Source organism: Tessaracoccus sp. O5.2 (assembly GCF_964266725.1).
Classification (GTDB): domain Bacteria; phylum Actinomycetota; class Actinomycetes; order Propionibacteriales; family Propionibacteriaceae; genus Arachnia; species Arachnia lapidicapta.
In genome coordinates this window covers 30,348-56,565 of sequence record NZ_CAXWGV010000023.1, presented here as the reverse complement: position 1 = coordinate 56,565, position 26,218 = coordinate 30,348, and the positions used below count along the sequence as shown (strand labels likewise).

At 71.2% G+C, this 26,218-nt stretch carries 25 protein-coding genes and 1 pseudogene; 14 read left to right on the top strand and 12 right to left on the bottom strand.

Translation table 11 applies throughout. From position 1 onward, the window contains the following. Window positions 1–22: 22 nt before the first annotated feature. Window positions 23–2,683 carry a LysM peptidoglycan-binding domain-containing protein gene (locus ACFQPD_RS08715; RefSeq protein ID WP_385900141.1) on the top strand — a complete coding sequence of 887 codons (2,661 nt, stop codon included), beginning with the start codon at window positions 23–25 and terminating at the stop codon, window positions 2,681–2,683. Here ACFQPD_RS08715 and ACFQPD_RS08710 read toward each other — a convergent pair whose 3' ends face one another. From ACFQPD_RS08710 to ACFQPD_RS08700, 3 genes are read right to left on the bottom strand one after another with little or no spacing between them, the layout of a single operon-like run. Further along, a complete protein-coding gene (locus tag ACFQPD_RS08710; protein ID WP_078919939.1) occupies window positions 2,684–3,202 on the bottom strand; it encodes a DUF6553 family protein in 519 nt (172 codons plus the stop codon). A gap of 46 nt (window positions 3,203–3,248) precedes the next feature. Further along, window positions 3,249–4,205: a M23 family metallopeptidase gene (locus tag ACFQPD_RS08705; protein WP_385900139.1), complete on the bottom strand. Its 957-nt coding sequence runs from the start codon at window positions 4,203–4,205 to the stop codon at window positions 3,249–3,251. Between the two features lie 52 nt (window positions 4,206–4,257). Beyond that, window positions 4,258–5,160, bottom strand: a complete 903-nt coding sequence (locus ACFQPD_RS08700; protein ID WP_385900138.1) for a rhomboid family intramembrane serine protease — start codon at window positions 5,158–5,160, stop codon at window positions 4,258–4,260. A 75-nt stretch (window positions 5,161–5,235) separates the two neighbouring features. On the opposite strand from ACFQPD_RS08700, the gene ACFQPD_RS08695 reads away from it, so the two are divergent. Further along, window positions 5,236–6,504, top strand: a complete 1,269-nt coding sequence (locus ACFQPD_RS08695) for a YibE/F family protein (protein WP_385900136.1) — start codon at window positions 5,236–5,238, stop codon at window positions 6,502–6,504. Between the two features lie 131 nt (window positions 6,505–6,635). Here the strand turns inward: ACFQPD_RS08695 and ACFQPD_RS08690 are convergent, their stop codons facing one another. Genes ACFQPD_RS08690 through ACFQPD_RS08680 form a run of 3 tightly spaced genes read right to left on the bottom strand, consistent with a single transcriptional unit; the run spans window position 6,636 to window position 9,429 of the window. Beyond that, window positions 6,636–7,208: a NifU family protein gene (locus tag ACFQPD_RS08690; RefSeq protein ID WP_385900135.1), complete on the bottom strand. Its 573-nt coding sequence runs from the start codon at window positions 7,206–7,208 to the stop codon at window positions 6,636–6,638. After that, the gene (locus tag ACFQPD_RS08685) at window positions 7,205–9,142 is read right to left on the bottom strand and encodes a ferrous iron transporter B (RefSeq protein WP_385900133.1); all 1,938 of its coding nucleotides are present in this window, start codon (window positions 9,140–9,142) and stop codon (window positions 7,205–7,207) included. The genes ACFQPD_RS08690 and ACFQPD_RS08685 overlap by 4 nt, the downstream gene beginning before the upstream one ends. Beyond that, the gene (locus tag ACFQPD_RS08680; protein WP_385900132.1) at window positions 9,139–9,429 is read right to left on the bottom strand and encodes a ferrous iron transport protein A; all 291 of its coding nucleotides are present in this window, start codon (window positions 9,427–9,429) and stop codon (window positions 9,139–9,141) included. The genes ACFQPD_RS08685 and ACFQPD_RS08680 overlap by 4 nt, the downstream gene beginning before the upstream one ends. Before the next feature lie 128 nt (window positions 9,430–9,557). On the opposite strand from ACFQPD_RS08680, the gene ACFQPD_RS08675 reads away from it, so the two are divergent. The 5 genes and pseudogenes from ACFQPD_RS08675 to ACFQPD_RS08655 all read left to right on the top strand — a co-directional run bounded on the left by ACFQPD_RS08675 (window position 9,558) and on the right by ACFQPD_RS08655 (window position 12,936). Continuing rightward, window positions 9,558–10,565, top strand: a complete 1,008-nt coding sequence (locus tag ACFQPD_RS08675; protein WP_385900130.1) for an aldo/keto reductase — start codon at window positions 9,558–9,560, stop codon at window positions 10,563–10,565. A 16-nt stretch (window positions 10,566–10,581) separates the two neighbouring features. After that, window positions 10,582–11,328, top strand: a complete 747-nt coding sequence (locus ACFQPD_RS08670; protein WP_385900128.1) for an NAD-dependent deacetylase — start codon at window positions 10,582–10,584, stop codon at window positions 11,326–11,328. Continuing rightward, window positions 11,321–11,656 carry an MGMT family protein gene (locus ACFQPD_RS08665; protein ID WP_068751829.1) on the top strand — a complete coding sequence of 112 codons (336 nt, stop codon included), beginning with the start codon at window positions 11,321–11,323 and terminating at the stop codon, window positions 11,654–11,656. Before ACFQPD_RS08670 ends, ACFQPD_RS08665 begins: the two co-directional genes overlap by 8 nt. Before the next feature lie 24 nt (window positions 11,657–11,680). Then, window positions 11,681–11,953, top strand: a pseudogene (locus ACFQPD_RS08660) (helix-turn-helix transcriptional regulator); the annotation flags it as partial. A 29-nt stretch (window positions 11,954–11,982) separates the two neighbouring features. Next, window positions 11,983–12,936, top strand: coding sequence for an ROK family protein (locus ACFQPD_RS08655; protein WP_385900380.1), 954 nt, complete (start codon window positions 11,983–11,985; stop codon window positions 12,934–12,936). 117 nt (window positions 12,937–13,053) lie between these two features. Here the strand turns inward: ACFQPD_RS08655 and lgt are convergent, their stop codons facing one another. The 3 genes from lgt to ACFQPD_RS08640 form a co-directional block, all read right to left on the bottom strand. Continuing rightward, the gene (lgt, locus tag ACFQPD_RS08650; protein ID WP_385900127.1) at window positions 13,054–13,908 is read right to left on the bottom strand and encodes a prolipoprotein diacylglyceryl transferase; all 855 of its coding nucleotides are present in this window, start codon (window positions 13,906–13,908) and stop codon (window positions 13,054–13,056) included. A 72-nt stretch (window positions 13,909–13,980) separates the two neighbouring features. Then, window positions 13,981–14,433 carry a methylglyoxal synthase gene (locus tag ACFQPD_RS08645; RefSeq protein ID WP_385900125.1) on the bottom strand — a complete coding sequence of 151 codons (453 nt, stop codon included), beginning with the start codon at window positions 14,431–14,433 and terminating at the stop codon, window positions 13,981–13,983. Window positions 14,434–14,544: 111 nt separating this feature from the next. Further along, the gene (locus ACFQPD_RS08640) at window positions 14,545–15,114 is read right to left on the bottom strand and encodes a TetR/AcrR family transcriptional regulator (protein ID WP_385900123.1); all 570 of its coding nucleotides are present in this window, start codon (window positions 15,112–15,114) and stop codon (window positions 14,545–14,547) included. A gap of 52 nt (window positions 15,115–15,166) precedes the next feature. On the opposite strand from ACFQPD_RS08640, the gene ACFQPD_RS08635 reads away from it, so the two are divergent. From ACFQPD_RS08635 to ACFQPD_RS08615, 5 genes are all read left to right on the top strand, one after another. Next, window positions 15,167–16,846 carry an FAD-binding protein gene (locus ACFQPD_RS08635; protein WP_385900121.1) on the top strand — a complete coding sequence of 560 codons (1,680 nt, stop codon included), beginning with the start codon at window positions 15,167–15,169 and terminating at the stop codon, window positions 16,844–16,846. Between the two features lie 270 nt (window positions 16,847–17,116). Then, on the top strand, window positions 17,117–17,602 hold the full coding sequence (locus tag ACFQPD_RS08630) for a DUF2975 domain-containing protein (protein ID WP_385900120.1): 486 nt from the start codon (window positions 17,117–17,119) through the stop codon (window positions 17,600–17,602). Continuing rightward, window positions 17,603–17,815, top strand: a complete 213-nt coding sequence (locus ACFQPD_RS08625; protein ID WP_068751824.1) for a helix-turn-helix transcriptional regulator — start codon at window positions 17,603–17,605, stop codon at window positions 17,813–17,815. Continuing rightward, on the top strand, window positions 17,812–18,843 hold the full coding sequence (locus ACFQPD_RS08620; protein ID WP_385900118.1) for an aldo/keto reductase: 1,032 nt from the start codon (window positions 17,812–17,814) through the stop codon (window positions 18,841–18,843). Before ACFQPD_RS08625 ends, ACFQPD_RS08620 begins: the two co-directional genes overlap by 4 nt. A gap of 300 nt (window positions 18,844–19,143) precedes the next feature. Continuing rightward, complete coding sequence (locus ACFQPD_RS08615; RefSeq protein WP_385900117.1) at window positions 19,144–19,602, top strand: NINE protein; 459 nt, start codon at window positions 19,144–19,146, stop codon at window positions 19,600–19,602. Window positions 19,603–19,750: 148 nt separating this feature from the next. Here ACFQPD_RS08615 and ACFQPD_RS08610 read toward each other — a convergent pair whose 3' ends face one another. Together ACFQPD_RS08610 and ACFQPD_RS08605 are read right to left on the bottom strand one after the other, a co-directional pair. Next, window positions 19,751–22,837 carry a DUF3427 domain-containing protein gene (locus tag ACFQPD_RS08610; protein ID WP_385900116.1) on the bottom strand — a complete coding sequence of 1,029 codons (3,087 nt, stop codon included), beginning with the start codon at window positions 22,835–22,837 and terminating at the stop codon, window positions 19,751–19,753. Window positions 22,838–22,886: 49 nt separating this feature from the next. Further along, the gene (locus tag ACFQPD_RS08605) at window positions 22,887–23,372 is read right to left on the bottom strand and encodes a GNAT family N-acetyltransferase (protein WP_385900115.1); all 486 of its coding nucleotides are present in this window, start codon (window positions 23,370–23,372) and stop codon (window positions 22,887–22,889) included. A gap of 130 nt (window positions 23,373–23,502) precedes the next feature. Between ACFQPD_RS08605 and arr the strand changes: the two genes are divergently transcribed. Continuing rightward, window positions 23,503–23,970 carry an NAD(+)--rifampin ADP-ribosyltransferase gene (gene arr, locus ACFQPD_RS08600; RefSeq protein WP_385900114.1) on the top strand — a complete coding sequence of 156 codons (468 nt, stop codon included), beginning with the start codon at window positions 23,503–23,505 and terminating at the stop codon, window positions 23,968–23,970. Between the two features lie 261 nt (window positions 23,971–24,231). Here arr and ACFQPD_RS08595 read toward each other — a convergent pair whose 3' ends face one another. Beyond that, a complete protein-coding gene (locus tag ACFQPD_RS08595; RefSeq protein WP_385900112.1) occupies window positions 24,232–24,432 on the bottom strand; it encodes a GNAT family N-acetyltransferase in 201 nt (66 codons plus the stop codon). Between the two features lie 84 nt (window positions 24,433–24,516). On the opposite strand from ACFQPD_RS08595, the gene ACFQPD_RS08590 reads away from it, so the two are divergent. Next, entirely contained in the window at window positions 24,517–26,112 is a 1,596-nt protein-coding gene (locus ACFQPD_RS08590) for a glycoside hydrolase family 6 protein (RefSeq protein WP_385900378.1), read from the top strand. The last annotated feature ends 106 nt before the right edge of the window (window positions 26,113–26,218 follow it).

The window sequence follows — 26,218 nt, the reverse complement described above, 5'->3', positions numbered from 1 at the left end:
CGCGGCGCGCGAGGAGGACACCATGAGATTCATCCGGGCCATCGCCGCCGCCGCCGCGTTGGCAGGGCTGCTCGTCGGCGTCCCATGGTTCCTGCTCGCGGTCGGCAACGCGGGAGACCTGATGACGGCGGATTGGCGCACCGCGCTGCTCGTCGCGTTGGACAGCCGCACCGTGCTTGCACTCCTCAGCGGAATCGGATGGCTCGCCTGGGCCGTGGTGGCCGTCACCGCCGTCGCTGAGATCGTCGCCGCGGTCAGCCGGCAGCGCATCAGGATCCACCTCCCGGGCACCGGGTGGCTGCGGCCGGGGATCGCGGCGCTGGTGGCTGCCGCCGCGGCCGCGCCAACCGTCGCGGCCGCCGACCCTGGCCCGGTGGTCCACCACGTGGTGAGCGGAGCGGCCGCCGCAGGCGTCGCCGCCCCCGGCCAGGCGCCGGACCGCGCGCCCGATGCAGCGCGGCGCTACCTCGTCCAGCCCGGCGACGAGCTGTGGACCGTCGCCGAACGCGAACTGGGCGCGGGTGAACGATGGCGCGACATCGTGGCCCTCAACGACGGTCTCTCCGAGGCGTCCGCCCTCAGCCCCGGCGCGACGCTCCTGCTCCCCGCCCCCGCCGTCGACGCGGTGGTCACCGTCGAGGCCGGGGACACCCTGTGGAGCATCGCGGAGCGGGAACTCGGCGACGGCGAGCGGTGGCCCGAGATCCACAGCGCCAACCGGGACCGGGTCGACGACCCGGACGTGATCGACGTCGGCTGGCGGCTGGTCGTTCCTGGCGCCGATGCCCCGGTCGCGGGCAGCGACGTGGCCACCGACGTCCCGCCCGACATGTCAGCCCCCTCCCAGCCGGACCCGGGCGCCGCGGAGGTCCCCCAGCCGGGAGACGACGCGGCACGCCCGGACGTGCAGGGGCAGGACCCCACGGCGTCCGGGCCCGCTCCGGCGGCGCCAGGCACCACGGTGACCATCGAGGGGCAGCCGGGCGCCGCGAACACCGCCGGAACGGATGGCGGCTCCGCTCCCCTGTCCGCAGACCAGGACGCGTCGGACGCGCTGCTCGGTTCCCTGGGCGCCCTGACTGCCGCGGGCATCCTCGCGGGGCTCGCCACCCGACGGCGGCTGCAGGTACTCGGCCGGGCGGTGGGCCGGCGCATCATCCCCGGCTCGGAGGAGCTCACCCGATTCTGGACCGCGCTCGCGGGGCGCGCTCACGGCGCCGCCGCGCTGCCCACGGACCCCGCGGCCACGACGCTCGTCCTGGGCTGGAGGCCGGGCGGCGAGCCGGTCCTGCTGGACCTCGAGAAGGAGCGGGCCACCGTCGTCACGGGCCCCGAATCCGAGGCGGCGATCGCGGCGGCGATCACGGGGCTGGTGTGCGGAACGTGGGCCGAGGCCGTGCGCGTGACGATCGTCGGAGGCCACGACTGGGCCGACTCGCTGGACGATCCGCGCGTGACGGCGATCGGGACCGTGGACGAGGGGCTGGCCATGCTCGCGCGCACGTGCTCCGAGCGACGACTGGCGATGGGTCAGGAGTCGGTGCAGACGCTCCGGGCAGACCCGGACACCGCGACAGCGTTCGAGCCCACCGTCGTCGTGTTCCCGACGCCGATCTCAGCGGTGCAGTTCGATGCGCTCGGCGATGCGCTCGCACTCGGCGACGTCGGCGTCTCCGTGCTGGTCGCTGCAGCCACGCCGCCCCACATCCGTGCCGCTGTGGTCGACGTCGCGGCCGCCGAGGGGCGCTGGGACGGCCTCACCTTCGCCCCGCAGCTCCTGCAGCGGCCCGCCAAGCGGGCGCTCCTCGGCCTGTTCCACCTGACCGGCACCACCGAGACCCAGCCCGCCCCGTGGTGGCCGGAGCACACCGGCAACATCACCCCGCTCCCTCTCCACTCCGCGCCCGAGGAGTCTCCCGACATGCCAGCGCCGCCTCCCGCTCCGGACCACCCCACCCTGCTGCTCCTCGGCGACGTCGCCCTCGAGGGCGCGGCGGGCCCGAAGCCGTCCCGTGCGGTGGGCCAGTGTCTGGAGTACTGCGCCTGGTTGCTGGAGCACCCGGGCAGCACCCCCTCGGCCATGACGCGCTCGCTGCTGGTCGCCGAGCCCACCCGACGCTCGAACATGTCGCGGCTCCGGGGCTGGCTCGGCACCGACGCGGACGGAGCCAACTACCTCCCTGACGCCTACTCCGGGCGCGTCGCGCTCGATGAGCGGGTGACGTCGGACTGGGAGCGGTTCCGCGCTGTGCTCGGCGGCGGGGTGCCTCTGGCGTCGGACCACGCGCTGGCCGAGGCCCTGGGCATGGTCCGGGGCGAGCCGCTGGGAAGCTTCGCCTTCCAATGGGTCTGGGCCCACCAGGTTCGCGCCGACATGACGGCGATGATCGTCGATGCGGCGTGCGTCCTGGCGGATCGCGCCCTGGAGCGGGCAGACGTCGACCTGGCGCTCTGGGCCGTCGGCAGGGGGCGCCTGGCCGCCCCGGACGACGACGAGCTGGCAGCCCGCGAGATCCTGGCGCACGCCAGGGCGGGGCGGTGGGCAGAGGCCGACCAGGCCACCCTGCGCCTCACCCGGGCGGCGCGAGCGGCGGGCCGGGATCTTGCCCCGGCTCTCGCACGACGCATCCAGCTGGCGCTGCACAGCGCGCCGGCCCGGCGGGCGGCGCCGGCGGCCGACTGATCAGATCCTCAGCCCGGACAGGGACTGCCTGGTGGCCGCGGCCGCGCGGAGCGCCTCGCGGCCAGGCTCGCCGAACACCTCGACGAAGCCGTCGATGAGCACGGCAGGAAGGGACGCACTGAGACCCCCGGCGCGGCTCCCCACCAGCGCCACCAGCATCTGGGCCGCGTCCTTGGCGGCCTTGGCCCGGAGCTGGTCGGGCTGGAGCCGGTTCATCCCCCACACGACCGACGAGTAGTTCGGGTCGGTGAGGAAGGTCTGGAAGTAGACAGTGGCCGCGTCGCGCAGCTGATCGACGACCGGCGCCTCGCCCACGGCGTCGAGAGCGGCCCGCAGGTCCCGTGACCGGAAGAAGCTGTCGAGCGTGCGGCGCACCCCGGCGAGCGACGGCGTGAGCTTCAGCTGGCGCGCCGCCACCATGATGGAGAGCCAGAGCCCGACGAAGCGGTCCCCGTCGCCGCCTCCATAGCGGGCCCGGCGTAGCGCCGGGTCGAGCTGGTCGTGCGGGTCGTCGGACATGTCCCGCAACCTACCACCGGGGACGCCGGCCCCCCGGGGGGCCCGGTCAGGAGAACCGGACCATGTTGTTGAACACTTCCTTGTACTCCCACCGGTAGGTGTAGCCCCCGCCGGACTTCGGCACGGCCACGGCCACGTTCGACCAGGTGTAGGACCGGCACCCGTTGCCGCCGGTCACGGCGGTGTCGCATTCCGTGCGCCACTGGCGCCCGTCGTCGGCGGTCCAGCTGCCGGTGTAGCCGAGCGGGTTCCCCGCCCACAGCGCCCGCGGTGAGGCCACGTAGGTGAGGTTGTTGAACGTCCACCCCTCGACCACGCTGAGGGTGCCCCCAGCCGACTGGACGGTCGAGGCCCAGATGTCGGTGCGGCACCGCGTGGTCTGCGAGTAGGGCTCGCACTCGGTGCGCCACGAGCGGCCTGAGACCGTGTGGAGGCCCTCGGTGGTGTAGAGCGCGACGGCGTCGATGGTGTCCGCGGGCGCCAACTCGGGTCGAGCGTCGGAGCGGGAGGCGTCCTCGCTCGTGCCGGCCAGGGTGGAGGGGTTGATCAGATTGTTGGTGACCTTCGGCACGGCGTAGCACGTGCGTCGCGCGTCGGCGACGACCGCGCCGTCAGAGTTGCGGGTCCAGTAACCGCAGTAGGCGCCCCCGTAGTCGCGCACGGTGTAGCCACCGATCGACAGCCCGTTGATGGGAACCTCGACACCGCTGCGCATGAGCATGAAGTGCACGTGCCGGAAGCTGCCGCGGCCGCAGGTCTCGGAGCCGGGCATCGCCGTCATGCCGAGCTGGGTGCCGGCCGTCACACGCTGCCCCGCCGCGAGTCCGGTCGGGATGGCCTTGAGGTGGAAGTACTTGGTCTGCCACCCGTCCTCGTGCTCGATCGTCACGTGGCAGCGGGTGAAGGACCCCGCGCCGCCGATGCGCACCACGACCCCGTCGGCGGCGGCGACCACCGGAATGGACGCCCCTCCCGCGGCGCCGAGGTCGACCGAGCTCCGCACGCCCGAGGACAGCGTGTGTGTGTGCCGCCGGCCTGCACCGTGAGTCCGCGCGTCAGGGGGCGAGTTGCATGGCCCGGGCGACGATGACCGCGACGAACACCGCAGCCAGCAGGGCCACGAGCGGCCACTGCAGCCGCCGGCGGCCCTTCGGCAGGTACATGATGATCGCGGCCGCGGCCATGCCGCCGGCCAGGCCGCCGAGGTGTCCCTCCCACGAGATGCCGGACCAGGTGAACGACAGCACCACGTTCAGCCCAAGCCAGAACAGGATGCCGCGGACGTCGCCCTTGTGACGGATCGCGATGAGGAGCAGCGCGCCCATCAGCCCGTAGATCGCGCCCGAGGCGCCCACCGACGACGAGTAGGGCTGGGACAGGAGCATGACGCCCGCCGACCCGCCGAGCAGCGCCACCAGGTACACCGCCAGGTAGCGGGCTCGGCCCAGCACCTGCTCGATGGTGGGCCCGAGCAGCCACAGCACGAGCATGTTGAACCCGAGGTGCCAGGCCGCGGCGTGGGTGAAGCCGGACGTCAGGACCTGCCACGGGGCCCCCGTCGCCACCCCGGGGAGCCAGCTGTAGCCCTCGGCGGCGCATCCGGCCGGTCCGGTGAGCAGGACGCGGTCGCCCACGGGACAGAGGCCCTCCGGGACCAGGGCGAGCAGGTTGTAGAGCGTGCCGAAGGCGCCACCGGTGAGGAGGACCGCGACCCAGACGAGCGCGTTGATCGCGATCAGCGCGACGGAGGTCGCCTTCGGGTTCCCGACGCGCGTGCCGCCGTAGGGCAGCAGGAGCTGTCGCGTCTCACGGTGGCCCTGCGAGACGCACTCCGGGCACTGGAACCCCACAGCGCCGGGGACCATGCAGGAGGGACAGATGGGGCGCTCGCACCGCTGGCAGGTGATCCGGGTGGGCTGGTCCGGATGGCGATAGCACGTCGGTGGAGCCTCTTCCATGCCACGAGGGTACCCATCGGGCAGAACAGCGCAGGCCGCCGGCCCCGCCTGAGCGGCGCAGGTAAGTTGTGCCGCATGGGTCACGGACACGGACACGGCAGCCACGGGGTGGTCGAGGTCGGCCAGCGTGCCCGGGCGTCCCTCATCGGGCTACTCGCGGTGTTCGGCGTGCTGGCCGTCGCGGGCCTCATCTGGCTGTGGCCGACCGGGTCCGAGGTCTCCGCTGCGCTGAACAAGATCGCCGACGCCCCCGGAGTCACGTACGAACAGGCTCGGATCGAGTCGGTGGCGGACGGATGCGAGTCGTCCGTCGAGACCCCGACGGGTGCGGCGGCCTGCCTGACCGCCACCGTCACCGTCGTCACGGGCGAGGACGAGGGCCGGCAGGCCGCCGTCGAGCTGACGGGGGCGAATGTCCACAACGGTCTACGGGCGGGCGACGTCATCGAGATCGCCCGCGTCCCCACCGGCGACGGTGTGCACTACGCGTTCAGCGGCATCAACCGGCTGCCCGTCCTCATCACGCTCGCGGCGCTGTTCACGGTAGCGACCCTGCTGGTCGCGCGCTGGCGCGGGCTGTTCGCGCTCGTCGGGCTCGTCATCGCGGGCTGGGTGCTGCTGGGCTTCATGCTGCCCGCGATCATCGTCGGCAAGCCCGGCATGGCCGTCGCGCTGTCCGGGTCGACCGTGATCATGTTCATCGTCCTCTACGTCGCGCACGGGGTGTCGATGCGCACGTCCGCCGCGTTGGCCGGGACGCTGCTGGGTCTGGCCGTGACGACGACGCTGGGCATGCTCGCCGTCGGTGCCGCGCGCCTGTCGGGGTTCGCCGACGAGAACGAGTACGACCTCGCCCAGCTGGCGCCCGGCATCAACTTCCAGGAACTGCTGATGGTCGGCATCATCATCGGCGGCCTGGGCGTCCTCAACGACGTCACGATCACGCAGGCATCGGCCGTGTGGGAGCTGCGTGCGGCGGCACCGGGCTGGACACGGCTGCAGGTGTTCACCGCGGGGATGCGGATCGGGCGCGACCACATCGCGTCGACGATCTACACCATCGTGTTCGCGTACGCGGGCACGGCTCTGACCGTGCTGTTGCTGCTGTACTTCACCACGCGCTCGCCGATCGACCTGTTCGGGCTGGAGCTGTTCGCCGGGGAGGGCGTGCGGACGTTCGCGTCCGCGATCGGGCTGATCCTGTCGGTGCCGATCACGACGGGGATCGCGGCGCTCACCGTCGGCCCGGGCCGCGAGGCGGTGGAGGCGCCCAAGCACGGTGCCGGCGCCGAGCCGGGGGCGGTGGGTGCGCCGTCGGGCGAGGCCCCGCAGCAGCACGAATAGCAGCCCCACTCCCCCCTCGGCGCTCTGAGGACCGTCGAGGGGGCAGTTCGACGGCGTGTCGTGCCGGTCATGCGCGGGGCTGGGGCGGTGCGGCAGGGCCGCGTGGCGGCGACAGAGCGAGGGTGGGGGCGTCAGCGGCCGCGACCGCGACCGGGGACCGGCAGCCCGAGCCACCCGCGGGGCCGGTGGTGGGCGCCCCCGACCCGCTCGACGCCAGCGAGCCGCGGATAGCGGGCGCGGACCGCGGTCTCGATCCGCTCGTGCAGCGTGGAGCTCGCGGCCGGGCAGTCCTCGCAGGCGCCGCCGAAGTCAAGCGTGAGGCGGTCGTCGGCCGCATCCGCGACGCTGATCACCCCGCCGTGCGACGCGACGTAGCCGGCGAGCTCGCCGTCGAGGATCTCCCGCGCGACGAGGCCGAGCAGCTCGTCCGACCCCTCGTCGATCTCCCAGCCGGGCAGGTCGAGGGCGGCCGCGAGGGCGTCGCGGATCCGCGGCCCGTGCTCGGTCCACGACTGGCCGGGCGCGAGCCAGGTCCACACGCCACCGCGCTCGACGAACATCCTCGTCAGCACCCCGTACTCAAGAAGGGGCCCGACGGTCCCCGGGGCGGCGGTCACGCGGCCGACGGGCAGGTCGACGTCGACCACCCAGCGAACCGCCGACGGCTGGCCGGGGACGGCCTGAGGATGCAGTGCGCGCGTCATGTGAGGACTCCGACGATCGTGTGGGCGAGGAACGCCATCAGCCACGCGACCACGCCCAGGTGGACGAACGCGATCAGCGGCCAGCGCCACGTGCCGGTCTCGCGGCGCATCACCGCCAGCGTCGACATGCACTGCATCGCGTAGACGAAGAACACCAGCAGCGCCGCGATGGTGGGCGGCGTGAACACCTTCTCGCCGGCCCGCGGGCCGTCGGTGTGGGTCATGTCCTTGAGGGCCGCCGTCGGGTTCTCCGGATCGGTGGCGGCGGCGACCTGGCCCATCGTCGACACGAACACCTCGCGGGCGGCCAGCGAAGAGATGACGCCGACGTTGACCCGCCAGTCGAAGCCCAGCGGCTCGAACACCGGCGCGATGGCCCGGCCGACCGCGGCGGCGGCGGAGTGGTCGAGGGTGTAGGCCGTCGCCGCGACGCTGTCGGCCGGGTCCACCCCGGCGGCCACCAGTTCGGCGTCCCCGCGCAGCGGCAGGTTGAGCAGGCCCCACAGGATGACGGTGGTGACGAGGATGATCGACGTGATCTTGCGCAGGAACGCGGCGCACGCGTCCCACACCGAGATGAGCACGGTCCGCAGCCTCGGCAACCGGTAGCTCGGCATCTCCATGTAGAACGGCAGGCCCATGCCCGAGCGGCCGACGATCCGCTTCCAGAACCACGCCGACGTCATCGCCGACGCCGCGCCCAGCAGGTAAAGGCCGAACATGATGGCGCCTTGGGCGCCCACCGGGCCCCAGCGCACGTCCGAGGGGACGAGCATGCCGATCAGCAGCACGTAGACGGGCAGGCGCGCGGAGCAGGTCATGAGCGGGGCGGCCATCATCGTCGCGAGCCGATCCTTGGCCGACGGCAGCGTGCGGGTGGCCATGATGCCGGGGATGGCGCACGCCATGGAGCTCAGCAGCGCGACGAACGCCCGCCCCTCCAGCCCGGCCGACGCCATCACCCGGTCCATGAGGTACGCCGCCCGCGACAAGTACCCCGAGCCCTCGAGGAGGGAGATGAGCACGAACAGCAGCGCGATCTGCGGCAGGAACACCAGTACCCCGCCGACACCGGCGAGGATGGCGTCGGCGACGAACCGGCCGACCCACTCGACGGGGATCGACGAGCGGGCCAGCTCTCCGAGCCAGGCGAAGGCCTCCTCGATGAGCCCTTGGAGCGGGGCGGCGACGGCGAAGATCGTCTGGAAGAAGGCGAACATCGTCGCGAAGAAGATGAGCGTCCCCCACAGCGGGTGGAGGAGGACGCCGTCGAGCCGGCCCGTACGCGAGTCGGGGTCCGGGGGCGCGAAGTGCCCGGCGGCGAGGACCGACTGCGCCCAGCCGACGACCTCGTCGGGGGCCGTGGGCGGCAGGACCGGCGGCGTCGGCCACAGCGACGGCCCGGCCAGTACCCGCCGCAGGGACTCGACCCCTCGTCGCTCGCCCGCGACGACCGGCAGCACCGTGACGCCGAGGGCCCGGCCCAGGCGCTCCGGGTCGACGCGGCCGCCGCGGCGCAGCAGTTCGTCGACGAAGGTCAAGACGACGACGGTGGGCAGCGCGGCCTGCTGCACCTGCGCCACCAGGCCCAGCCCCCGGCGGAGGTTCGTGGCGTCGACCACGACGACCACGCCCGCGAGCTCGGCGGCCTCGTCGAGCACCTGCGCGACGATCTCCTCGTCGGGGCTGATCGGGTCTAGCGAGTAGGTGCCGGGGAGGTCCTCGACGACGATGGGGCCGGAGTCGGTGTCGACGCGACCCTCGTACCGCGACACCGTGACGCCGGGGTAGTTGCCGGTCTTCGCGCGCAGCCCGGTGAGGCCGTTGAAGAGGGTGGTCTTGCCCGCGTTGGGGCTGCCGACGAGCGCTATGCGCGGCGCACCGGTGGGCGCGGCGACGGGGGCGCCGCCGCCGTGGTGGTGCGCGTGGTTCATGCGGCGACGAGGATCCGGCGCGCCTCGGCCCGGCGCAGCACGATCTCGATACCGCCGACCCGGAACATGAGCGGGTCGCCGAGCGGGGCGCGGCGCAGCGGGACGACGGGCTCGCCCGGCATGAAGCCGAGGTCGAACAGGCGGCGGGCGACGGCGTCGTCGGCGTCGAACGCGGCGATGGTCGCGGCCACGCCGACGGGGAGCGTGTCTAGGGACCGCGTGGTGCCGTCGGCCAACGCCTGCGCGGTGGCGCACCGTCGGCTCACGAACCGTTCCACCAGACTCATGGAAATTACGCTAACACCGCCTCACCTAATGCCGCGGCGCGGGGTGCGTTAATGAGCTGAGGCTTCCCTAACCCGGCGTCCCGGCCGATCACGCGAACCCCACCCCTCGGTCGCATGCCCTGACTAGGGTGGAACCGATCGTCTGGAAGGCATCTGTCACCATGCAGTACACGCACCTCGGCCGCTCCGGCCTGCTCGTCTCGCGCCTCGTCCTCGGCACCATGAACTTCGGCCCGCACACCTCGGAGGAGGACGCGCACGCCATCATGGACCGCGCCCTCGACGCGGGCATCAACTTCTTCGACACCGCCAACGGCTACGGCGGACAAGGACACCGCGGCCGGACCGAGGAGATCATCGGACGCTGGTTCGCGAAGTCGGGTCGCCGCGACGAAGTGGTCCTGGCCACCAAGTGCTACGGCTCGACCCTGGAGGAGGACAAGCCGAACTACTCGAAGCTATCGGCCGTCAACGTCCGGCGCTCCGCCATCGCGTCGCTGGAGCGGCTGCAGACCGACCGCATCGACCTCTACCAGATGCACCACGTCGACCGCGCCACCTCCTGGGACGAGGTGTGGCAGTCGATGGATCGCCTGGTCGCGGCCGGCGACATCGTCTACGTCGGGTCGTCGAACTTCGCGGGCTGGCACATCGCCGCCGCGAACGAAGCCGCGAAGGCGCGCCACTCCCTGGGACTGGTCAGCGAGCAGTCGCTCTACCACCTGGGCGCGCGCACCGTCGAGCTCGAGGTGCTGCCCGCCGCCCGGCATTACGGGCTCGGTGTGATCCCGTGGTCGCCGCTCGGTGGCGGCCTGCTGGGCGGGGTGCTGCAGAAGATCGAGTCGGGCCGCCGCGCGGACGCCGGCATGCTCAAGCGCGTCGAGGAGAACCGCGCGCAGCTCGAGGCATGGGAGTCGTTCTGCCGCGACCTCGGCGAGGCGCCCGGCGACGTGGCCCTCGCGTGGCTGCTGCACCAGGACGGCGTGACCGGCCCCATCATCGGCCCGCGCACCATGGAGCAGCTCGACAGCGCCCTGCACGCCTTGGAGATCGAGCTCGACGAGTCCGCCCTCAAGCGGCTCGACGAGATCTTCCCCGGCCCCGGCGGCGCCGCGCCGGAGGCGTACGCCTGGTGACGAGAGGGTGACACGAGTGGCCGCGATCCAGAGCCTCGACGAGGCCCGCCGCATCCTCATCCTCAGCGGCGCCGGCCTGTCCACCGCCGCGGGCATCCCGGACTTCCGCGGCCCCGAGGGGCTCTGGACCCGCGACCCCTACGCCGAGCTCGTGTCCACGCTCTCCTGGTACCTACGCGACGACGACGTCCGCAAGGCGGCCTGGCGTCGCCGGGCGGACCCGGCGATGTGGGCCGCGCAGCCGACGCGCGCCCATCGGGCGATCGCCGCGCTGGAGAGGGCCGGCCGGCTCCGCGCGATCGTCACGCAGAACACCGACGGCCTGCACCAGGTGGCGGGCAGCAGCCCCGAGCTGGTCCACGAGATCCACGGCTCAGCCCGCACCTGGCGGTGCGAGATGTGCGGCCGCACGGGGCCGATGGCCGAGATGCTCGAGCGGGTCGCGGCGGGCGACGAGGACCCGCGGTGCCCAGTCTGCGGCGGGATCACCCGCGCGACCGTCATCCTGTTCGAAGAGGTCCTCGACGCCGACGTCCTCGGCGCGGCGGTGGCGGCCGCCGAGGACTGCGACGCGATCGTCGCCGTCGGCACCACCCTCGGCGTCTATCCCGTCGCCGGGCTGTCCCCGCTCGCCGTCGAGCACGGTGCGTTCGGCGTCATCGTCAACGACGCGCCGACGGCCTACGACGACGTCGCTCATCACGTGGTCCGGGGCAGACTCGACGATGAGCTCCCGGCGCTGCTCGACGTGGCCGATGACTGACCCGCTCGAGGTCATCGAGCGCGTGCTGCGGGCCGTCGAGCAGGTCCCCCACGGCCACGTCGTGAGCTACGGCGACATCGCCGCCCTCGTGGAGACGTCACCCCGCCGCGTCGGCGCCATCATGGGCGAGTGGGGCGGCGAGGTGGCATGGTGGCGGGTCACGAGCGCCGCCGGGCGGCTCCCCGAGCCGCTCGTCCCGCTGGCCCGGAAGCAGTGGCAGCGCGAGGGCATCCCCGTCGACGGCGACCACTGCGTCATCAGCCGCTGCCGGGCCGACCTCACCCGGCTGGCCGCTGACTACGCGGACGCCGTCGAAGACCTTTCCTGAACAACCCTTCCACACGCCCCCGATATGCAGGAGACTGGGCAGTGGGGGGCTCCCGCGCGGCGTTCGCAGCGCGGTCGAGGAGGCACCATGTCAGAGATGCAGGGCCCCGTGTCCGGGATGACACAGGCCGTGATGAGGTCGTCGAACCTCGCGTTGGTCATGCGGAAGGTCGCCGACCACAGTGGGCGCATCTCGCGCGCCGACATCGCCCACCAGCTCGGGATGACGCGCTCGACGGTGTCACGGCTCGTCGACGACCTGATCGACGGCGGCCTCGTCGCTGAGGGCACCGCGTCCGGCACGGGTCGCGGCCGGCCGCCGTCCCACTGTCGCTACGCCGGGGTACCGCGCTGGGCCTCGGCCTGCAGGTCGGGGTCGGCCGGTTGGCCGCCGTGCTCGTCGATCTCGACGGCACCGTCGAGGCCACCGCTGAGACCAAGACCGATGTCCCCAAGCTCGGGCTGGCCGCCTCCGTCGAGGAGCTGCAACGACTCTCCGGCCAGGTGCTGGGCTCACTGCCCGAGGGCGGGCACCTGATCGGTGCGTTCGCCGCCATCCCTGGTCTGCTGGACCTGCGCAGCGGCCGGGTGGTGCGCGCCCCCAACCTCGGCTGGGACGGCGAGTCCCTCGGGGCCCACTGGGCGCTGACGCACGAGGGTCGCCGGGTCCCGCTGGCGGCGGCCAACGATGCCACGTGCGCGGCCGTGACCGTGATGCGCTCGGACCCCGACTCGTCGTTCCTGCTGCTGTGCGGGGACGTCGGCATCGGGGGTGCGCTGTGCCGGGACGGGACGCTGGTGCTCGGGGAGCACGGATGGTCCGGCGAACTCGGGCACATCTGCGTCGACCCCCGCGGTGTCCCGTGCCGGTGCGGGTCGATCGGCTGCATGGAGACGATCGTCAGCCTCCCGGCGGTGCTGTCGGCCTCGCGCCAACCGTCGCTGGAGGCCTACCGCCGGGCATTGACCAACGGCGACGAGCGGGCCGAGTCGGTGCTTCGCCGGACCGTCGGCGCGCTCGGCATCGGGCTCGGTGCCGCCATGAACGTCTGGGACGTCTCGACCATCCGGCTGTGCTGCTACTTCGCCGAGCTCGAGCCGTGGCTGAGGGAGCCGTTGACGCGCCAGCTCATGGGCCGCGTCGTGTGGGGGCGCAAGGCGCACATCGACGTCGGCGCGCTCCCGGCGCTCCAGCTACGGCCGGCGATCGGTGCCGGGCTCATCGCCCTCGGCCCCGTGGTCAAGGACCCCGACTCGTTCCTCACGCGCGGCGCCGCCTGAGCGCCGCTTCCACAGCCCCCCACACAGTTGTCCACACCCGGATGTGGACGCGTGACGCGGGAACGACGGGGTTGTCCACACCACCTGTGGAAAACTGTGGGGCCCTCTGGGTAGCGCTCAGCTCGTAGCGTCGACGACGGGCTCGGCCTCGACGTCGGACACCGCGCGCGTCCTCGCCCACGACCACAGCACCACACCGGCGACGATCATCGGCAGCGACAGCCACTGCCCCATGCTGAGCCCCAGCGACAGGAAACCGAGGTGCGCGTCGGGCTCGCGCCAGAACTCCGCGACGAACCGGAACAACCCGTAGCCGGCCAGGAATGCACCGGCGATCTGGCCGCGGTACCGCGGCTTGCGGGCGTACCACCACAGGAGGACGAAGAGCAGCAGGCCCTCCAGGAGCATCTGGTAGAGCTGCGACGGGTGGCGCAGGACGTCGCCGCCGGTGGGGAACCGCATCGCCCAGGGCAGATCCGCCGAGGCCTCGCGCCCCCAGAGCTCACCGTTGATGAAGTTGCCGAAGCGCCCGGCGGCCAGGCCGATCGGGACCGCGGGCACCAGGAAGTCCGCCACCTGCAGGAAGGGGCGACCCTTCCGCCACCCGAACCACGCCAGCCCGAGCACGACGCCGATCGCGCCTCCGTGGAAGCTCATCCCGCCGTCCCAGATCTTCACGATCTCCAGCGGGTTCGCCAGGTAGAAGCCCGGGTTGTAGAACAACGTGTAGCCCAGCCGGCCGCCCACCAGGACACCGACGATGGAGTTGAGCAGGATGTCCTCGATGTCGGTCGCGCCCCACGGCTCGGGCTTCGTGATGGAGCGGTACGGCTCGTGGTGCAGCCGTCGACGCATCAGCAGGTAGGCGAGGCCGAACGCGAGCAGGTACATGATCGCGTACCAGTGGATCTTCAACCCGAAGAGGTTGATCGCCACCGGGTTGATGTTCGGGAACGGCAGTTCGAGGGGCATCACGCGCCCAGCTTTCCACACGGCCGCAACCTTGGCCGCCGCCGCTATCCGCGGCGGTGAAGGCGGGCGGTGTCAGTCGTCCTCGTCGTCGGCGTCCGGCTCCCAGGCGCGCGGCGAGATGTCCGGGCGGTTGGCCCACGGCTCGTCGAGCAGCGGCGAGGAGATGAGCAGGTCCGCGGTCGCGGTATTGCACGCCATCGGCACGTTCCAGACGGCGCCGATGCGCAGCAGCGCCTTGACGTCGGGGTCGTGGGGCTGCGGCTCGAGCGGGTCCCAGAAGAAGATGAGCATGTCGATCCGGCCCTCGGCGATCATGGCGCCGATCTGCTGATCGCCGCCGACGGGGCCCGACAGGAGCCGGGTCACGGGGAGGCCGAGCTCGTACTCGAGCATCGTGCCGGTGGTCCCCGTGGCGAACAGGGTGTGATGGCTCAGGGTGCCCCGGTTGAAGTTGGCCCAGCTGAGGAGCTCGGCCTTCTTGTTGTCGTGGGCCACGAGAGCGATGTTGTGCTTGATGCCGGGCATGTCTGCCGCCTCTCCGGGGTGCGGTGACGGGGAGTCACCTGCACATTTCTTCCTAGGGAGCCTCATCTGTGCATATGCACGCAAGAAGCTCTCTAGGAAGAATTGTGTCGCTCATCCGGCGTTCGGCGCCAGACCGAACCACGCCCGCGACGCCGCGCCGATCGTCTCGGGCAGCGTGCCGCCACCCGAACTGGTCACCACCAGGCCGTAGACCATCCGCACGGCGGTGAGGACATCGGCCGCCTCAAGGTCCTCCCGCACCTCCCCCGCCGCGACGGCGAACGCGACGTGGGGCGCGAACGCGGCCAGCACCCGCTCGGCCCCGCCGTAGTCGGGTAGCTCCCGCCGCGCCTCCACCGCCATCTCGACGAACGCGACCGAGCCGACCACCTCGTCGGACAGCAGGCGCCAGAGCCGCTCGAACGACCCCGGCTCGACGACCCGTGCCGCGGCCTCCAACCGCATCAGGTTGTCCTCGAAGACGGCGAGCGCCAGGTCGATCCGGCTGTGGAAGTGGCGGTACAGCACGCCCTGCCCCACACCGGCCCGCCGCGCGATCGCCTGCAGGGGGACGTGGTAGCCACGTTCGGCGAACAACTCGCGCGCCGCGGCGAGGACAGCCCTCCGGTTGTCGGCGGCGGCGGCCGGTCCCCTATTGATCCGGCGCAGATGAGGAGGCATGCTGGTCAGCATAGATCCGGACATTGCTGTCCGGTTTGTTGAGGAGGAAACCATGTCCGAGACCTTCGACCACACCGTCGACATCGTCGTCGTCGGCTCCGGCGGGGCCGCGATGGCCACGGCCCTGGGCGCCGTCGACGCCAAGCTCGACGTGCTCATGCTGGAGAGCACCGACAAGTGGGGCGGCAGCACCGCCATGTCCGGCGGCGGACTCTGGCTCCCCAACAACCCCCTGATGCAGCGGGAGCGCGTGGCCGACTCGCGCGAGTCCGCGCTCGCCTACATGGAGGCCTGTATCGGCGACGTCGGCCGCGCGACGTCCAGGGCGCGCAAGGAGGCGTTCGTCGACTCGGTCGCCGACTTCGTGACCACCGCCGAGCGGTTCGGCGTGGAGTTCGTCCGGGCGGGCGAGTATCCGGACTACTACCCGGAGCTGCCGGGCGGCCGCATCGGGCGGGCCGTCGAGGTGAAGCCGTTGGATTCCAAGGTGCTGGGCGAGTGGTACGACACCCTGCGCCTCACGGCCCCGCTGCCCATCATGACCGACGACGTGTGGCTCATCCAGCGCGCCTGGTCCACCTGGGGCGGGTTCAAGCGCGGGACTGGGCTGGTGTTCCGGCTGCTGAGATTCCTCGCCACCGGGCAGCGTGGCGTGGGGATCGGCGCGGCCTTCGCGACGGCCATGTTCACCGCGACAGTGCAGCGGGGCGGCGCGAAGCTGTGGCTGAGCTCCCCCGTCGAGGACCTCATCCTCGACGGCGACCGCGTCGTCGGCGTCCGCGTCACCCGCGACGGCCGGCCCCAGACGATCGGGGCGCGGCGCGGCGTGATGCTCGCCGGCGGCGGCTTCGACCACAACGCTGAACTCCGGATGCGCTACCACGGGATCAAGGGCGACAGCTCCGGCAACCCGGGCAACCTCGGCGGCCCGATCGGCCTCGCGCAGCGCGTAGGGGCGGCGCTGGAACTCATGGACGACGCCTGGTGGGGCGCGTCCGTCGCCGGGGCCGACGGCGGCGCGCCGTCGTTCATCGTAGGCGAGCGGGCGCTGCCGTACTCGATCATGGTCGACTCCCGCGGGGACCGGTTCGCCAACGAGGCCGAGTCCTACGTCGACCTCGGGCACCACATGCTCGAGCACGACAAGGACGGTTCCTACTGGATCATCGGCGAGGCCCGGCACGCCCGTCGCTACATGCGCACCTACGCGATGGACCCCCGCACCAACAAGAAGCTGGCGGCGGAGGGGTCGATGGCGAAGAGGGGGACGATCGAGGAGTTGGCGCTGGAGCTGCGGATGGAGCCCGCGCGGCTGCGGGCCACCGTCGACCGGTTCAACGCGTTCGCGCGGGCGGGGATCGACGACGACTTCGGCCGCGGCAAGTCGGCCTACGACCGCTACTACGGCGACCCGTCGGTGGTGCCGAACCCGAACCTGGGCCCGCTGGAGAAGGGGCCGTTCACGGCCTACCGGGTGGTGATCGGCGACCTCGGCACGAAGGGCGGGGTGCTGACCGACGAGCACGCGCGCGCGTTGCGGGAGGACGGGTCGGTGATCGAGGGCCTGTATGCGGCCGGCAACAACTCGGCCTCGGTGATGGGCCGCACGTACCCCGGGCCGGGGTCGACGATCGGCCCGGCGGCGGTCTTCGGACTCCGGGCGGCCCGCCACATGGCCGGGTCGGCGGCCGAGCCGGCCGGGGCCGGCGCCCACGCGTCCACCGCTGGCTGAGGCCCGGCGCAGCGTCCTCGAAGCCTAGAAGGCTCACGCTGACGATCAAGGCACTCCGAGGTTTCGAGGCTCGTCGCTGGCGCTCCTCACACCTCAACCAGCGGCGGTCGGCTGAGGTGCCGCGCAGCGGCCTTCCCCGCTGGCTGAGGTGCCGCGTAGCGGCCTCGAAGCCTAAGAAGCGCGAGCAACCCAGCCCACCGGTACCCCACTTCCCTTGTCTATCGTTTTGCGATAGATTGCTCTCGTTCCTCGATAGACAGGAGTCGGGACATGGGCAAGGCCTCCATCACCGTGCTGCGCGTGATCATCGCGATCGCGCTGCTCGGATCCCTCGCGGTTCAAGTCGTGATCGCACCGCTGCTGTGGCTCGACATGGACGGGGGCCGGCCTGACATCACGATCCCCATCCTCGCCATCGTCGTGCTCGGCGTCGGGACGCTCCAGGTCACCGCGGTGTGCATCTGGAAGCTCCTCACGCGCGTCCGCCGCGGCACGGTGTTCGCACCGTCGTCGTTCCGCTACGTCGACACCATCATCGGCGCCATCGCGACGGCGTCGGTGCTCACGTTCGGACTCGCCGTCGTGGGCGCCTACGCGAACCGCACCACGCCGGGCGACGAGATCGCGCCAGGCCTCGTCGGGATGATCTGCGGGGCGTCGCTGGTCATCGCGGGCGTGGCGCTCGTGGTCTACGTGATGCGGCAGCTGCTGGCGCAGGCGGTCGCGTTCCGCTCCGAGCTGGACGAGGTGATCTGAGTGGCCATCGTCGTGGACATCGACGTGCTGCTGGCGAAGCGCCGGATGTCCGTCGGGTCGCTGGCGGAGCAGATCGGCATCACGCCGGCGAACCTGGCGGTGCTGAAGAACGGGCGCGCGAAGGCGGTGCGGTTCACCACGCTGGAGGCGCTGTGCGAGGCCCTCGACTGCCAGCCCGGTGACCTGCTGCGGTGGGAGCCCGACGAAGCGTGACCCGCGACACCACCGTCGGCGGGCTGTGCCAAGGTGGAGGCATGCACAAGTCAACATTGGGCAGGACCGGCCGTGAGGTCGGCGTGGTGGGTCAGGGCTGCTGGCAGTTCGGCGGCGACTGGGGCGACGTGAGCGACAACGCCTCGATGGGCGTGCTGCACGCCGCCGCGGACGCCGGCGTGACCTTCTTCGACACCGCCGACGTCTACGGCGACGGGCACAGCGAGGAACTGGTCGGCCGATTCCTCAAGGAACGCGGCTCCGACGACATCATGGTGGCCACCAAGCTCGGCCGGCGCGCCGCCCCGCACACCCCGGAGCAGTTCACGCGCGAGAACCTGCGCGCCTGGACGGAGCGGTCGCGGCGGCTGCTGGGCGTCGACACCATCGACCTGACCCAGCTTCACTGCCCGCCCACGCCTGTCTACTCCGACGGCGCCGTCTACGACGCGCTCGACGAGATGGTCGAGGAGGGCTGGCTCCGCGCCTACGGGGTCTCGGTGGAGACGGTCGACGAGGCCCTCACGGCGTTGGAACGGCCGGGCGTGGCGAGCATCCAGATCATCCTCAACGTCTTCCGCCGCAAGCCGCTCGAGCAGGTGCTGCCCGCAGCCGCCGCGGCCGGCGTCGGGATCATCGCCCGGGTTCCGCTGGCGAGCGGCCTCCTGACGGGGAAGTTCACCGAGGACACGACCTTCGCGCCGGAGGACCATCGCACGTACAACCGGCACGGTGAGGCGTTCGACCAGGGCGAGACCTTCAGCGGCGTTCCCTACGGCGTGGGGGTGCAGGCGGCGCGGGAGTTCGCGTCGATCGTGCCCGAGGGTGTGACTCCCGCGCAGTTCGCGCTGCGGTGGATCATCGACCAGCCCGGCGTCTCCGTCGTCATCCCCGGCGCGAGCCGACCGGAGCAGGCGGCGGCGAACGCGGCGGCGGGGTCGCTGCCGTCGCTGACGGATGACCAGTTGGCCGCCTGCGAGCGGATATACGACGACTACATCCGCGAGTACGTCCACGACCGCTGGTGACGCCTGGCTGCGCACCGTTCGCTGAGGTCGCGCCTGCACCGCTCGCTGAGGGCGCGCCTGCACCGTTCGCTGAGGTCGCGCCAGAACCGTTCGCTGAGGTCGCGCCCCGGTGCGCAGCACCCGGGCGAGTCTCGAAGCCGACGCCTTCCCGCTCGCTGAGGTCGCGCCCGGTGCGCAGCACCCGGGCGAGTCTCGAAGCCGACGCCGCAGGCGTCGATCTCCCCCACCCGGATGACCGACGCCTGCGCTACCTTGTGCCCGACGCCCCGCGCGCCAGCCGCACCGACGAAGGATCGTTCCATGACGCAGTACCCCCAGGATCCGCAGCAGCCCTACGGCCAGCCCTCCGGCGATCAGCCGCAGTACGACCAGCCCACCTCCCAGCCGCAGTTCGGCCAGCAGCCGTACGGAGCCCCGTACCAAGGCCAGCAGCCGTACGGCGCGCCGTACCAGGGCCAGCAGCCCTACGGCGCGCCGTACCAGGGCCAGCCGCAGTACGCCCCCGGCGGTCAGGTGGGTCAGAAGTCCAAGATCGTCGCCGGCATCCTCGGCATCCTGCTCGGCGGCCTGGGCATCCACAACTTCTACCTCGGCTTCACCAAGAAGGCTCTGGCTCAGCTCCTCATCACGGTGCTGTCTGTCGGCTTCCTCTCCTGGGTCTCCGCGATCTGGGGTCTGGTTGAGGGCATCCTGATCCTGGTCTCCAAGTACGGCGAGCAGTGGCACCGCGACGCCGCCGGCTTCGAACTGGCCGACTGATCTAAGCCCCGATCTGTTGGGGGCCCGTCGACGACTCGGCGGGCCCTCAGCATTCCCTCCGAGTGAGATTCCGGGCAGATGGCCCGCATAGGGACCCAACTCCCCGGATTCTCACTCAGTGGGCACCGGACGCCCGGCCGGTGGCTGCTCAACTCACCGCCCGCGACTCCTGCAGCACCTGCGGTGGCATCTCTCGCCTCAGCTTCCAAGTGACGGCGATGGGCCGCTCTCCCCGATGCTCGACGAAGTCGGCATCGCCCAGCAGCAGGTACGGAGCACCTCCCCCGAACTCCCACACCTTGCTCCCGCGCACGTACAGAAGGACCTCGGAGCCGTTCGTCCGCTGAGTCAGGTAACGCTGCCCGGTCGGTGACGCCACCGAGGTGCCGGACTGCGACTCCCAGTGAAACAGCGAGGCGTTGATCGCGTAGTCCCGGTACATGGTCGTCGGCGAGAAATGGGCCTCCGACTTCACCAGCGTCACCAGCAACGTGTCGACGTTGAGCTCACGGTTGTAGAACACTCCCTCGCGCATGTGACGCGGGGTTCGGGCAAGCGCCGCGTGCCCCAGGGCCGCCATCAACTCTTCCCGTGAGTAGTGCGCGTGCGACCTCAAGGGCGTATCCCGCAGCCGCCCGACGAGGGGCCGCGCGACGTGCTGGGCACGGTCGAGCGCCCATCCGAGCACCTGCCGTGCCTCCTCGCGGAAGGCCGGCTCCTCCCTGAGCGCCTCGATGCCGGCCGCCATGCTCGAGAAGCCGCCCCCGTCGGGCCACAGTGTGAAGAAGAGCATGTCAGTCCAGCGCCGGTCGGCAGTCGAGAGCGAGTCATAGCTGGGCGCGTTGTCGGAGAGGAGCCGACGGTAGGCATCGTGTCTGCTGCGGTCGTCGACGTGGGCCAGAGCCTTGAGCCGCTTGAGCAGCTCCTGCTCCCAGGGGCCGCCAGCCAAGGTGGGCAGTCCGGCCTCCCTGCGAAGGCGTGTGAAGGAACCCTTGCCGAGGAGGTCGCTGAGTTCGGCGCCACTCTCGGCGAGGAAGGTTGAGAGGTCCACGTCGCCGACGGCGCGCATCTCGGTCAGGAAGTGCTTCCACCTGGTGGCGATTTGGGCCTTGATGTTGCTCAGCACCTGGGCCTGCGTCACGTCGTCGAGCACGATCTGCGATCCAGCAGGAAGATAGGGGAACCCCCGCTCCACCTGGGCCTGCAGCTCGCGGCGCGAGCCGCCGATGATGGCGCGGTACCGCTGGGCCAGGTTGAAGTCCTTGCGGTGGTGCCCGACGAAGTCGAGCACGGTCAGCACCGGTTTGTCGGGCGTGCGCCGGAGGCCGCGGCCAAGCTGCTGCAAGAAGACGGTGGCGCTCTCGGTGGGGCGCAGGAACAAGACGGTGTCCACGTCCGGGATGTCGACACCTTCGTTGTAGAGGTCCGCCGTGAACAGCACCACGAGCTCGCGCCGGGTCAGCCGCGACACCGCGGCCGCCCGCTCCGCAGCAGGGGTGCCTCCGTGGACGGCCATCGCCGGGAGGCCGACGGAGTTGAACACCTCGGCCATGTACCGGGCATGGGCGACATCGACACAGAATCCCAGCGCCCGCATGGCTCCCGGATCGGCGAGCTTGCGCCGCAGTTCGTTCACCACGACGCGAGCGCGGGCGTCGTTGCCCGTGAAGATGCCCGAGAGTTGGCCGATGTCGTAGCGGCCGCGGCGGAAGTCGACGGCGCTGAGATCCGTCGTGTCAGCGATCCCGAAGTAGTGGAAGGGGCTGAGCAGATCCGCGCTGAGCGCGTCCCACAACCGGAGCTCGTAGGCAGCACGGTTGTCGAAGAAGCTCCGAACGTCGACGCCGTCGGCGCGCTCTGGGGTCGCCGTGAGGCCGAGCAGCTCGTGCGGCCTGAAGTGGTCGAGGAGGCGGCGGTAGCTGGAGGCTTCGGCGTGATGGAACTCGTCGATGACCACCACGTCGAACCCGGCTGGGTCCATCTGCGCCAGGGACTCAGCGCTCAAGGACTGGACGGACGCGAAGACGTGCTTCCAGTGGGTGGGCCGGTACCCGGCGACGAGGAGCTCACCGAACCCGCCGTCGGCCAGCACCTCGCGATAGGTGCGCAGGCTCTGTTCGAGAATCTCCCGACGGTGCGCCACGAAGAGCAGAGTGGGCCGAGCTTCGCGGGCGGCAGCGAGCCGCTGATAGTCCAGCGCGGCCACCACGGTCTTTCCGGTGCCGGTGGCCGCGATGACGAGGTTGTGATGGCGGTCGTGCACCTCTCGCTCGACCTCCAGCGCCTCCAGGATCCGCTCCTGGTGGGGCCACGGACGGACCTCGAGTCCTGAGACGGCCAGTGCGGCGGTCTGGCTGGACCTTCCCGACGCCGACGCAAGTGCGTGCTCGAGCCGTTCGCCGTCGGCGGGGGTGTAGGGCTCGAAGGCCGGGTCGTTCCAGTAGCTCTCGAAGGTGGCGGTGAACTTGCGCAGGAGGTCGGGGGTGGACGCGGTAGTCAGCCGCACGTTCCACTCGACGCCGTCCAGCATCGCCGTGCTGGTGAGATTGGAGGACCCTACGTAGGCGGTGTCGAAGCCGGTGTTGCGGTAGAAGCGCCAGGCCTTGGCGTGCAGCCTGGTGCGGGAGGTCTCGTAGCTGACCCGAACCTCGGCCCCGAACTGCTCGATGAGCCGGTCCAGCGCGGCTCGCTCGGTGGAGCCCAAGTAGGTGGAGGTGATCACCCTGAAAGGAATCCCTCGCTCGCGGAGACTGCTCAGCTGCTTCTCCAGCGTACGGATGCCGTACCACTTGATGAACGCACACAGCAGCTCGACCCGGTCAGCCGACCCGAGCTCAGAGGCGATCTCGCTGCCCATGGTCGGCTCGCCGCGCGCGTTGGTGAGGAGGGCCGGCTGAGACAGTGGGGTTTCGGGTGCGCCGAGGTAGCGGGCGGGGCGGCCCGGCGCGGCAGGCGCAAGGAGAGACAAGAGCCGGGTCGGCTCACCGTCGACTCGCTCGTCCTCAGCGCCCAGGCCCGCGAGCACCTGCTCAAGCGCTTCGCGGCCCGCCCGCTCACCCAAGGACGCGAACGCACCCTTGGCGACGCGCCGAATGTGCTGGGCGAAGATCTCCGGCAGCTCCGCCGGTTCGATGGACTCGGTGCTGGCGCGGAGCGCGGAGAGATCGATGTCGCGGCGAAGGGCCCGGGTGATCAGCGCGTCGTAGAAGCCCTCTGGCACGTCGCTGCTGCTCACCGCCCCAGCATTGCAGCTCTCGCCGACCAATCCGGGCCGGCTCGGCTTGTCAGCTCACTTGCGCTGGGAGATCGAGGTGCATGTCGTAGTTCGGAACCCGAACTCCCCTCGTCCAGTTCTCCACATTCTCGCGGTCGACGACGAAGCCGAGCCGCTCGAACGCCGGCCTCGCCGTACGGCTGGCGTGGGTCACCACGCGGGACACACCCCACCGTCGGGCCTCCTCCAGCACCGCCCCGACGAGCAGCCTCGCCACTCCCTGCCCGCCGACGTCCGGGTGCACGAACAGCATGTCCAGCACCCCGTCGTCGGTGAGGTCGCTGAACCCCACCACGCGCTCCCCCTGAACCGCGACCACTGTCCAAGCTGCCGCACGCCGGCGACCCCAGGCCTCGAGGTCCACCTCGTCGGGTGACCAGGCCTCCACTTGCTCGGGCGTGTAGTCCGCCGCGGCCGTCACGCGCACCGCCGCGTGGAAGACCTGCCAGGTTGGCTCGGCGTCGGTGTCGCGGTAGGGACGAAGGGTCGCGGCCATCCGGCAACGCTATCCCCAAGACACTGTCGCGGTGCGTCACCCGGTGGCGATGCCGAGACAACGAACCAGCCAACGCGCCATTCGATCCACCCGATGGCAGACTCCTGGGTATCCAACAACGAGGACAGAGATGACATCAGGCGAGGACCCGGGCGCCCACACGCCGGTCACCTTCGAGAGCTGTTCCCACGTCGAGGGGCCGTTCTACCACGGCACGAAGTCGGCGGTGGAGGCCGGCACCGAGCTCGTTCCCGGCTACGGCTCGAACTTCCACGCGGGGCGGGCGTCGAACAACATCTACTTCTCGGCGCTGGTGGAGACAGCAGTGTGGGGCGCGGAGCTGGCCACTGCGCTGGCCGGCAGCGCCGAGCGCGGTCACGTGTACGTCGTCGAGCCCACGGGTCCGTTCGAGGACGATCCCAACGTGACCAACAAGAGGTTCCCCGGCAACCCCACGCAGTCGTACCGGACCCGGCACCCACTGCGCGTCGTCGCGGAGGTGAAGGAATGGGAGGGTCACGAGCCGGCGGTGCTGAACGGGATGCTGGACCACCTCGCGCAGCTCCGTGAGCAGGGCCTCGACGTCATCGAGGACTAGCCGCTGGGAGCGGGGAATCGACCCCTGGGGTCATCGGTGGGAGGTCTCGAAGGGTCGTCGCGCACCCCGCAGCTCGCACAGAACCTCACGCCACGACCCTTCGAGACGCGCCGCGCCGCTACGCGGACGACGCTCCTCAGGGACCGAGAGCTGCCCGCACCGATCCTCACACGACCACCCTTTCGAGACCACACCGCGCCTCTGCGCGGGCGACACTCCTCAGGGAACGAGTAGGTGATCGAGACAGGCGGCCAGGCGGCTCTAGAGGACGTACTCGAACAGGTGGAACTGGTCCAGCTCAGTGCCGTCGTAGCGCACCGTGTGGCAACCCAGGTCGGTGAAGCCGTACCGTGCGTAGAGCCTTCGCGCGGGAAGATTCTCGACGTAGGTGTCCAGGCGCACAGCCCTGCAGCGCCGTTCGCGTGCGACCCGGATCGACGCGTCCACGAGGAACCGGGCCACGTTCCGAAACACCTTGACGCGAGAGCGCTCTCGCGGAAAGATCCCTAGTAAGCGAGACGTGAGAGCGCTCTCAGGTTTCGCTCGATCCGCGCGCCGACGCGCGGAGGTCAACGACGACGTAGGGAGTCATATGTCGCCCGTTCCATCCTCTTCCCGCTGGCGGGCGATCGCCCTCACCGGGGTGGCCGCGACCCTGCTGGCACACCGGCACAGGCCTCCGGCCCTGAAGACGGCCTCGCCGGCTCCGATCTGTACCGCAACCCCTACAGCACCACGCTGGAAGCCGCCCAGACGCTGAGCGGCCAGGCGCGGGCCGACGCCCAGCTGCTCGGCAGCATCCCCTCGGCCGACTGGTTCACCAACGGAACCCCGGAGGAGGTCCGAGCGGCGGTCGACGAGGTGGTCAGCGCCGCCGAGGCCCGTGGCGAGATGCCGGTGCTGGTCGCGTACAACCTGCCCTTCCGCGATTGCGCCCAGTACTCGTCGGGCGGTGCGCTGGACACCGCGGCCTACACCGCCTGGATCGACGGCTTCGCCGCCGGAATCGGCGATCGTCCCGCCACGGTGCTGCTCGAGCCGGACGGACTGGGCGTGATCCCCCACTACGAGACGCTCGACGGCTCGGTCGAGTGGTGCCAGCCGGCCGAGGTCGACCCCGCGACGGCGACCCCCGACCGCTTCGAGCAGCTCAACTACGCCGTCGACGCCTTCGAGGCGCTCGAGGGCACCGACGTCTACCTCGACGGGACGTCGTCGGCGTGGCTGAACGTCGGCGAGGTCTCGGACCGCCTCGTCAAGGCGGGAGTCCAGGACGCCACGGGCTTCTTCCTCAACGTCTCGAACTACCAGTTCACCGCCAACCAGGTGGCCTACGGCACCTGGATCTCCTCGTGCATCGCCTACGCGACCGAAGTGGCGCCCGGCGACTTCGGCACCTGCGGCAACCAGTACTGGAACGGCGGACCGGCAACTGACTGGCAGGGCGTCGGCATGTCCAACTACGGCGAGTGGTCGGCCGACAACCCGAACCCCGCTCTGAACACGTCGGGCATCGACTCGCGCTACGCCTCGATCCTGGGCGGACTGGAGCCGTCAACCCACTTCGTCATCGACACCAGCCGCAACGGCATCGGGCCGTGGGATCACGAGGGCAGATACGGCACCACCCACGAGGACTGGTGCAACCCGCCGGACCGCGGCGCCGGCGCCCGCCCCACCACCACGACCGGCATCCCGCTGGTGGACGCGTTCCTGTGGATCAAGGTGCCGGGCGAGTCCGACGGACAGTGCTACCGCGGCAGCGAGGGTCCGCTGGACCCGGAGCGGGGCATGCAGGACCCGCCCACGGGCCAGTGGTTCGCCGAACAGGCCAGGGAGCTGATCGAGTTCGCGTCGCCGGAGCTGAAGCCCCAGGAGTGCCACGTCGCGTGGGACGCCAAGGGTAAGGGCAAGGCCTTCTCCGCGACCGTCACCGTGACCTCGCCCACCCCGGAGTGGACCCTGGAGTACGCGTGGCGCGATGACCAGCGCGTCAACAACGTGAGCCGTGGCACCGCGATCCAGCAGGGTGTCGACGTCACGATCGAGTCGAGCGCGCCGTCGGTGGTCGTCTCGACCAAGGGAAGCGCGAGCGAACCGTGGCTGTTCACGGTCAACGGGGGGCCCTGCACCTCCGAATAGCGCGGCTCCACGCACGACGACGGGGCGGGCTCCGGACTCACCTCCGGTCCCGCCCCGTCGCGTTGCTCAGATCCATCCTCCGCTGGTGACGCCCGGCGGACCGGAC

What these genes read in the sequence shown, in the direction of transcription:
- ACFQPD_RS08700 (WP_385900138.1), bottom strand. Translation starts at nt 5,160, where the DNA reads ATGGAAGAGGCTCCACCGACGTGCTATCGCCATCCGGACCAGCCCACC.
- ACFQPD_RS08710 (WP_078919939.1), bottom strand. Translation starts at nt 3,202, where the DNA reads ATGTCCGACGACCCGCACGACCAGCTCGACCCGGCGCTACGCCGGGCC.
- ACFQPD_RS08605 (WP_385900115.1), bottom strand. Translation starts at nt 23,372, where the DNA reads ATGGCCGCGACCCTTCGTCCCTACCGCGACACCGACGCCGAGCCAACC.
- ACFQPD_RS08635 (WP_385900121.1), top strand. Translation starts at nt 15,167, where the DNA reads ATGTCCGAGACCTTCGACCACACCGTCGACATCGTCGTCGTCGGCTCC.
- ACFQPD_RS08695 (WP_385900136.1), top strand. Translation starts at nt 5,236, where the DNA reads ATGGGTCACGGACACGGACACGGCAGCCACGGGGTGGTCGAGGTCGGC.
- ACFQPD_RS08715 (WP_385900141.1), top strand. Translation starts at nt 23, where the DNA reads ATGAGATTCATCCGGGCCATCGCCGCCGCCGCCGCGTTGGCAGGGCTG.
- ACFQPD_RS08680 (WP_385900132.1), bottom strand. Translation starts at nt 9,429, where the DNA reads ATGAGTCTGGTGGAACGGTTCGTGAGCCGACGGTGCGCCACCGCGCAG.
- ACFQPD_RS08690 (WP_385900135.1), bottom strand. Translation starts at nt 7,208, where the DNA reads ATGACGCGCGCACTGCATCCTCAGGCCGTCCCCGGCCAGCCGTCGGCG.
- ACFQPD_RS08665 (WP_068751829.1), top strand. Translation starts at nt 11,321, where the DNA reads ATGACTGACCCGCTCGAGGTCATCGAGCGCGTGCTGCGGGCCGTCGAG.
- lgt (WP_385900127.1), bottom strand. Translation starts at nt 13,908, where the DNA reads ATGCCCCTCGAACTGCCGTTCCCGAACATCAACCCGGTGGCGATCAAC.
- ACFQPD_RS08645 (WP_385900125.1), bottom strand. Translation starts at nt 14,433, where the DNA reads ATGCCCGGCATCAAGCACAACATCGCTCTCGTGGCCCACGACAACAAG.
- arr (WP_385900114.1), top strand. Translation starts at nt 23,503, where the DNA reads ATGACATCAGGCGAGGACCCGGGCGCCCACACGCCGGTCACCTTCGAG.
- ACFQPD_RS08685 (WP_385900133.1), bottom strand. Translation starts at nt 9,142, where the DNA reads ATGAACCACGCGCACCACCACGGCGGCGGCGCCCCCGTCGCCGCGCCC.
- ACFQPD_RS08630 (WP_385900120.1), top strand. Translation starts at nt 17,117, where the DNA reads ATGGGCAAGGCCTCCATCACCGTGCTGCGCGTGATCATCGCGATCGCG.
- ACFQPD_RS08615 (WP_385900117.1), top strand. Translation starts at nt 19,144, where the DNA reads ATGACGCAGTACCCCCAGGATCCGCAGCAGCCCTACGGCCAGCCCTCC.
- ACFQPD_RS08640 (WP_385900123.1), bottom strand. Translation starts at nt 15,114, where the DNA reads ATGCCTCCTCATCTGCGCCGGATCAATAGGGGACCGGCCGCCGCCGCC.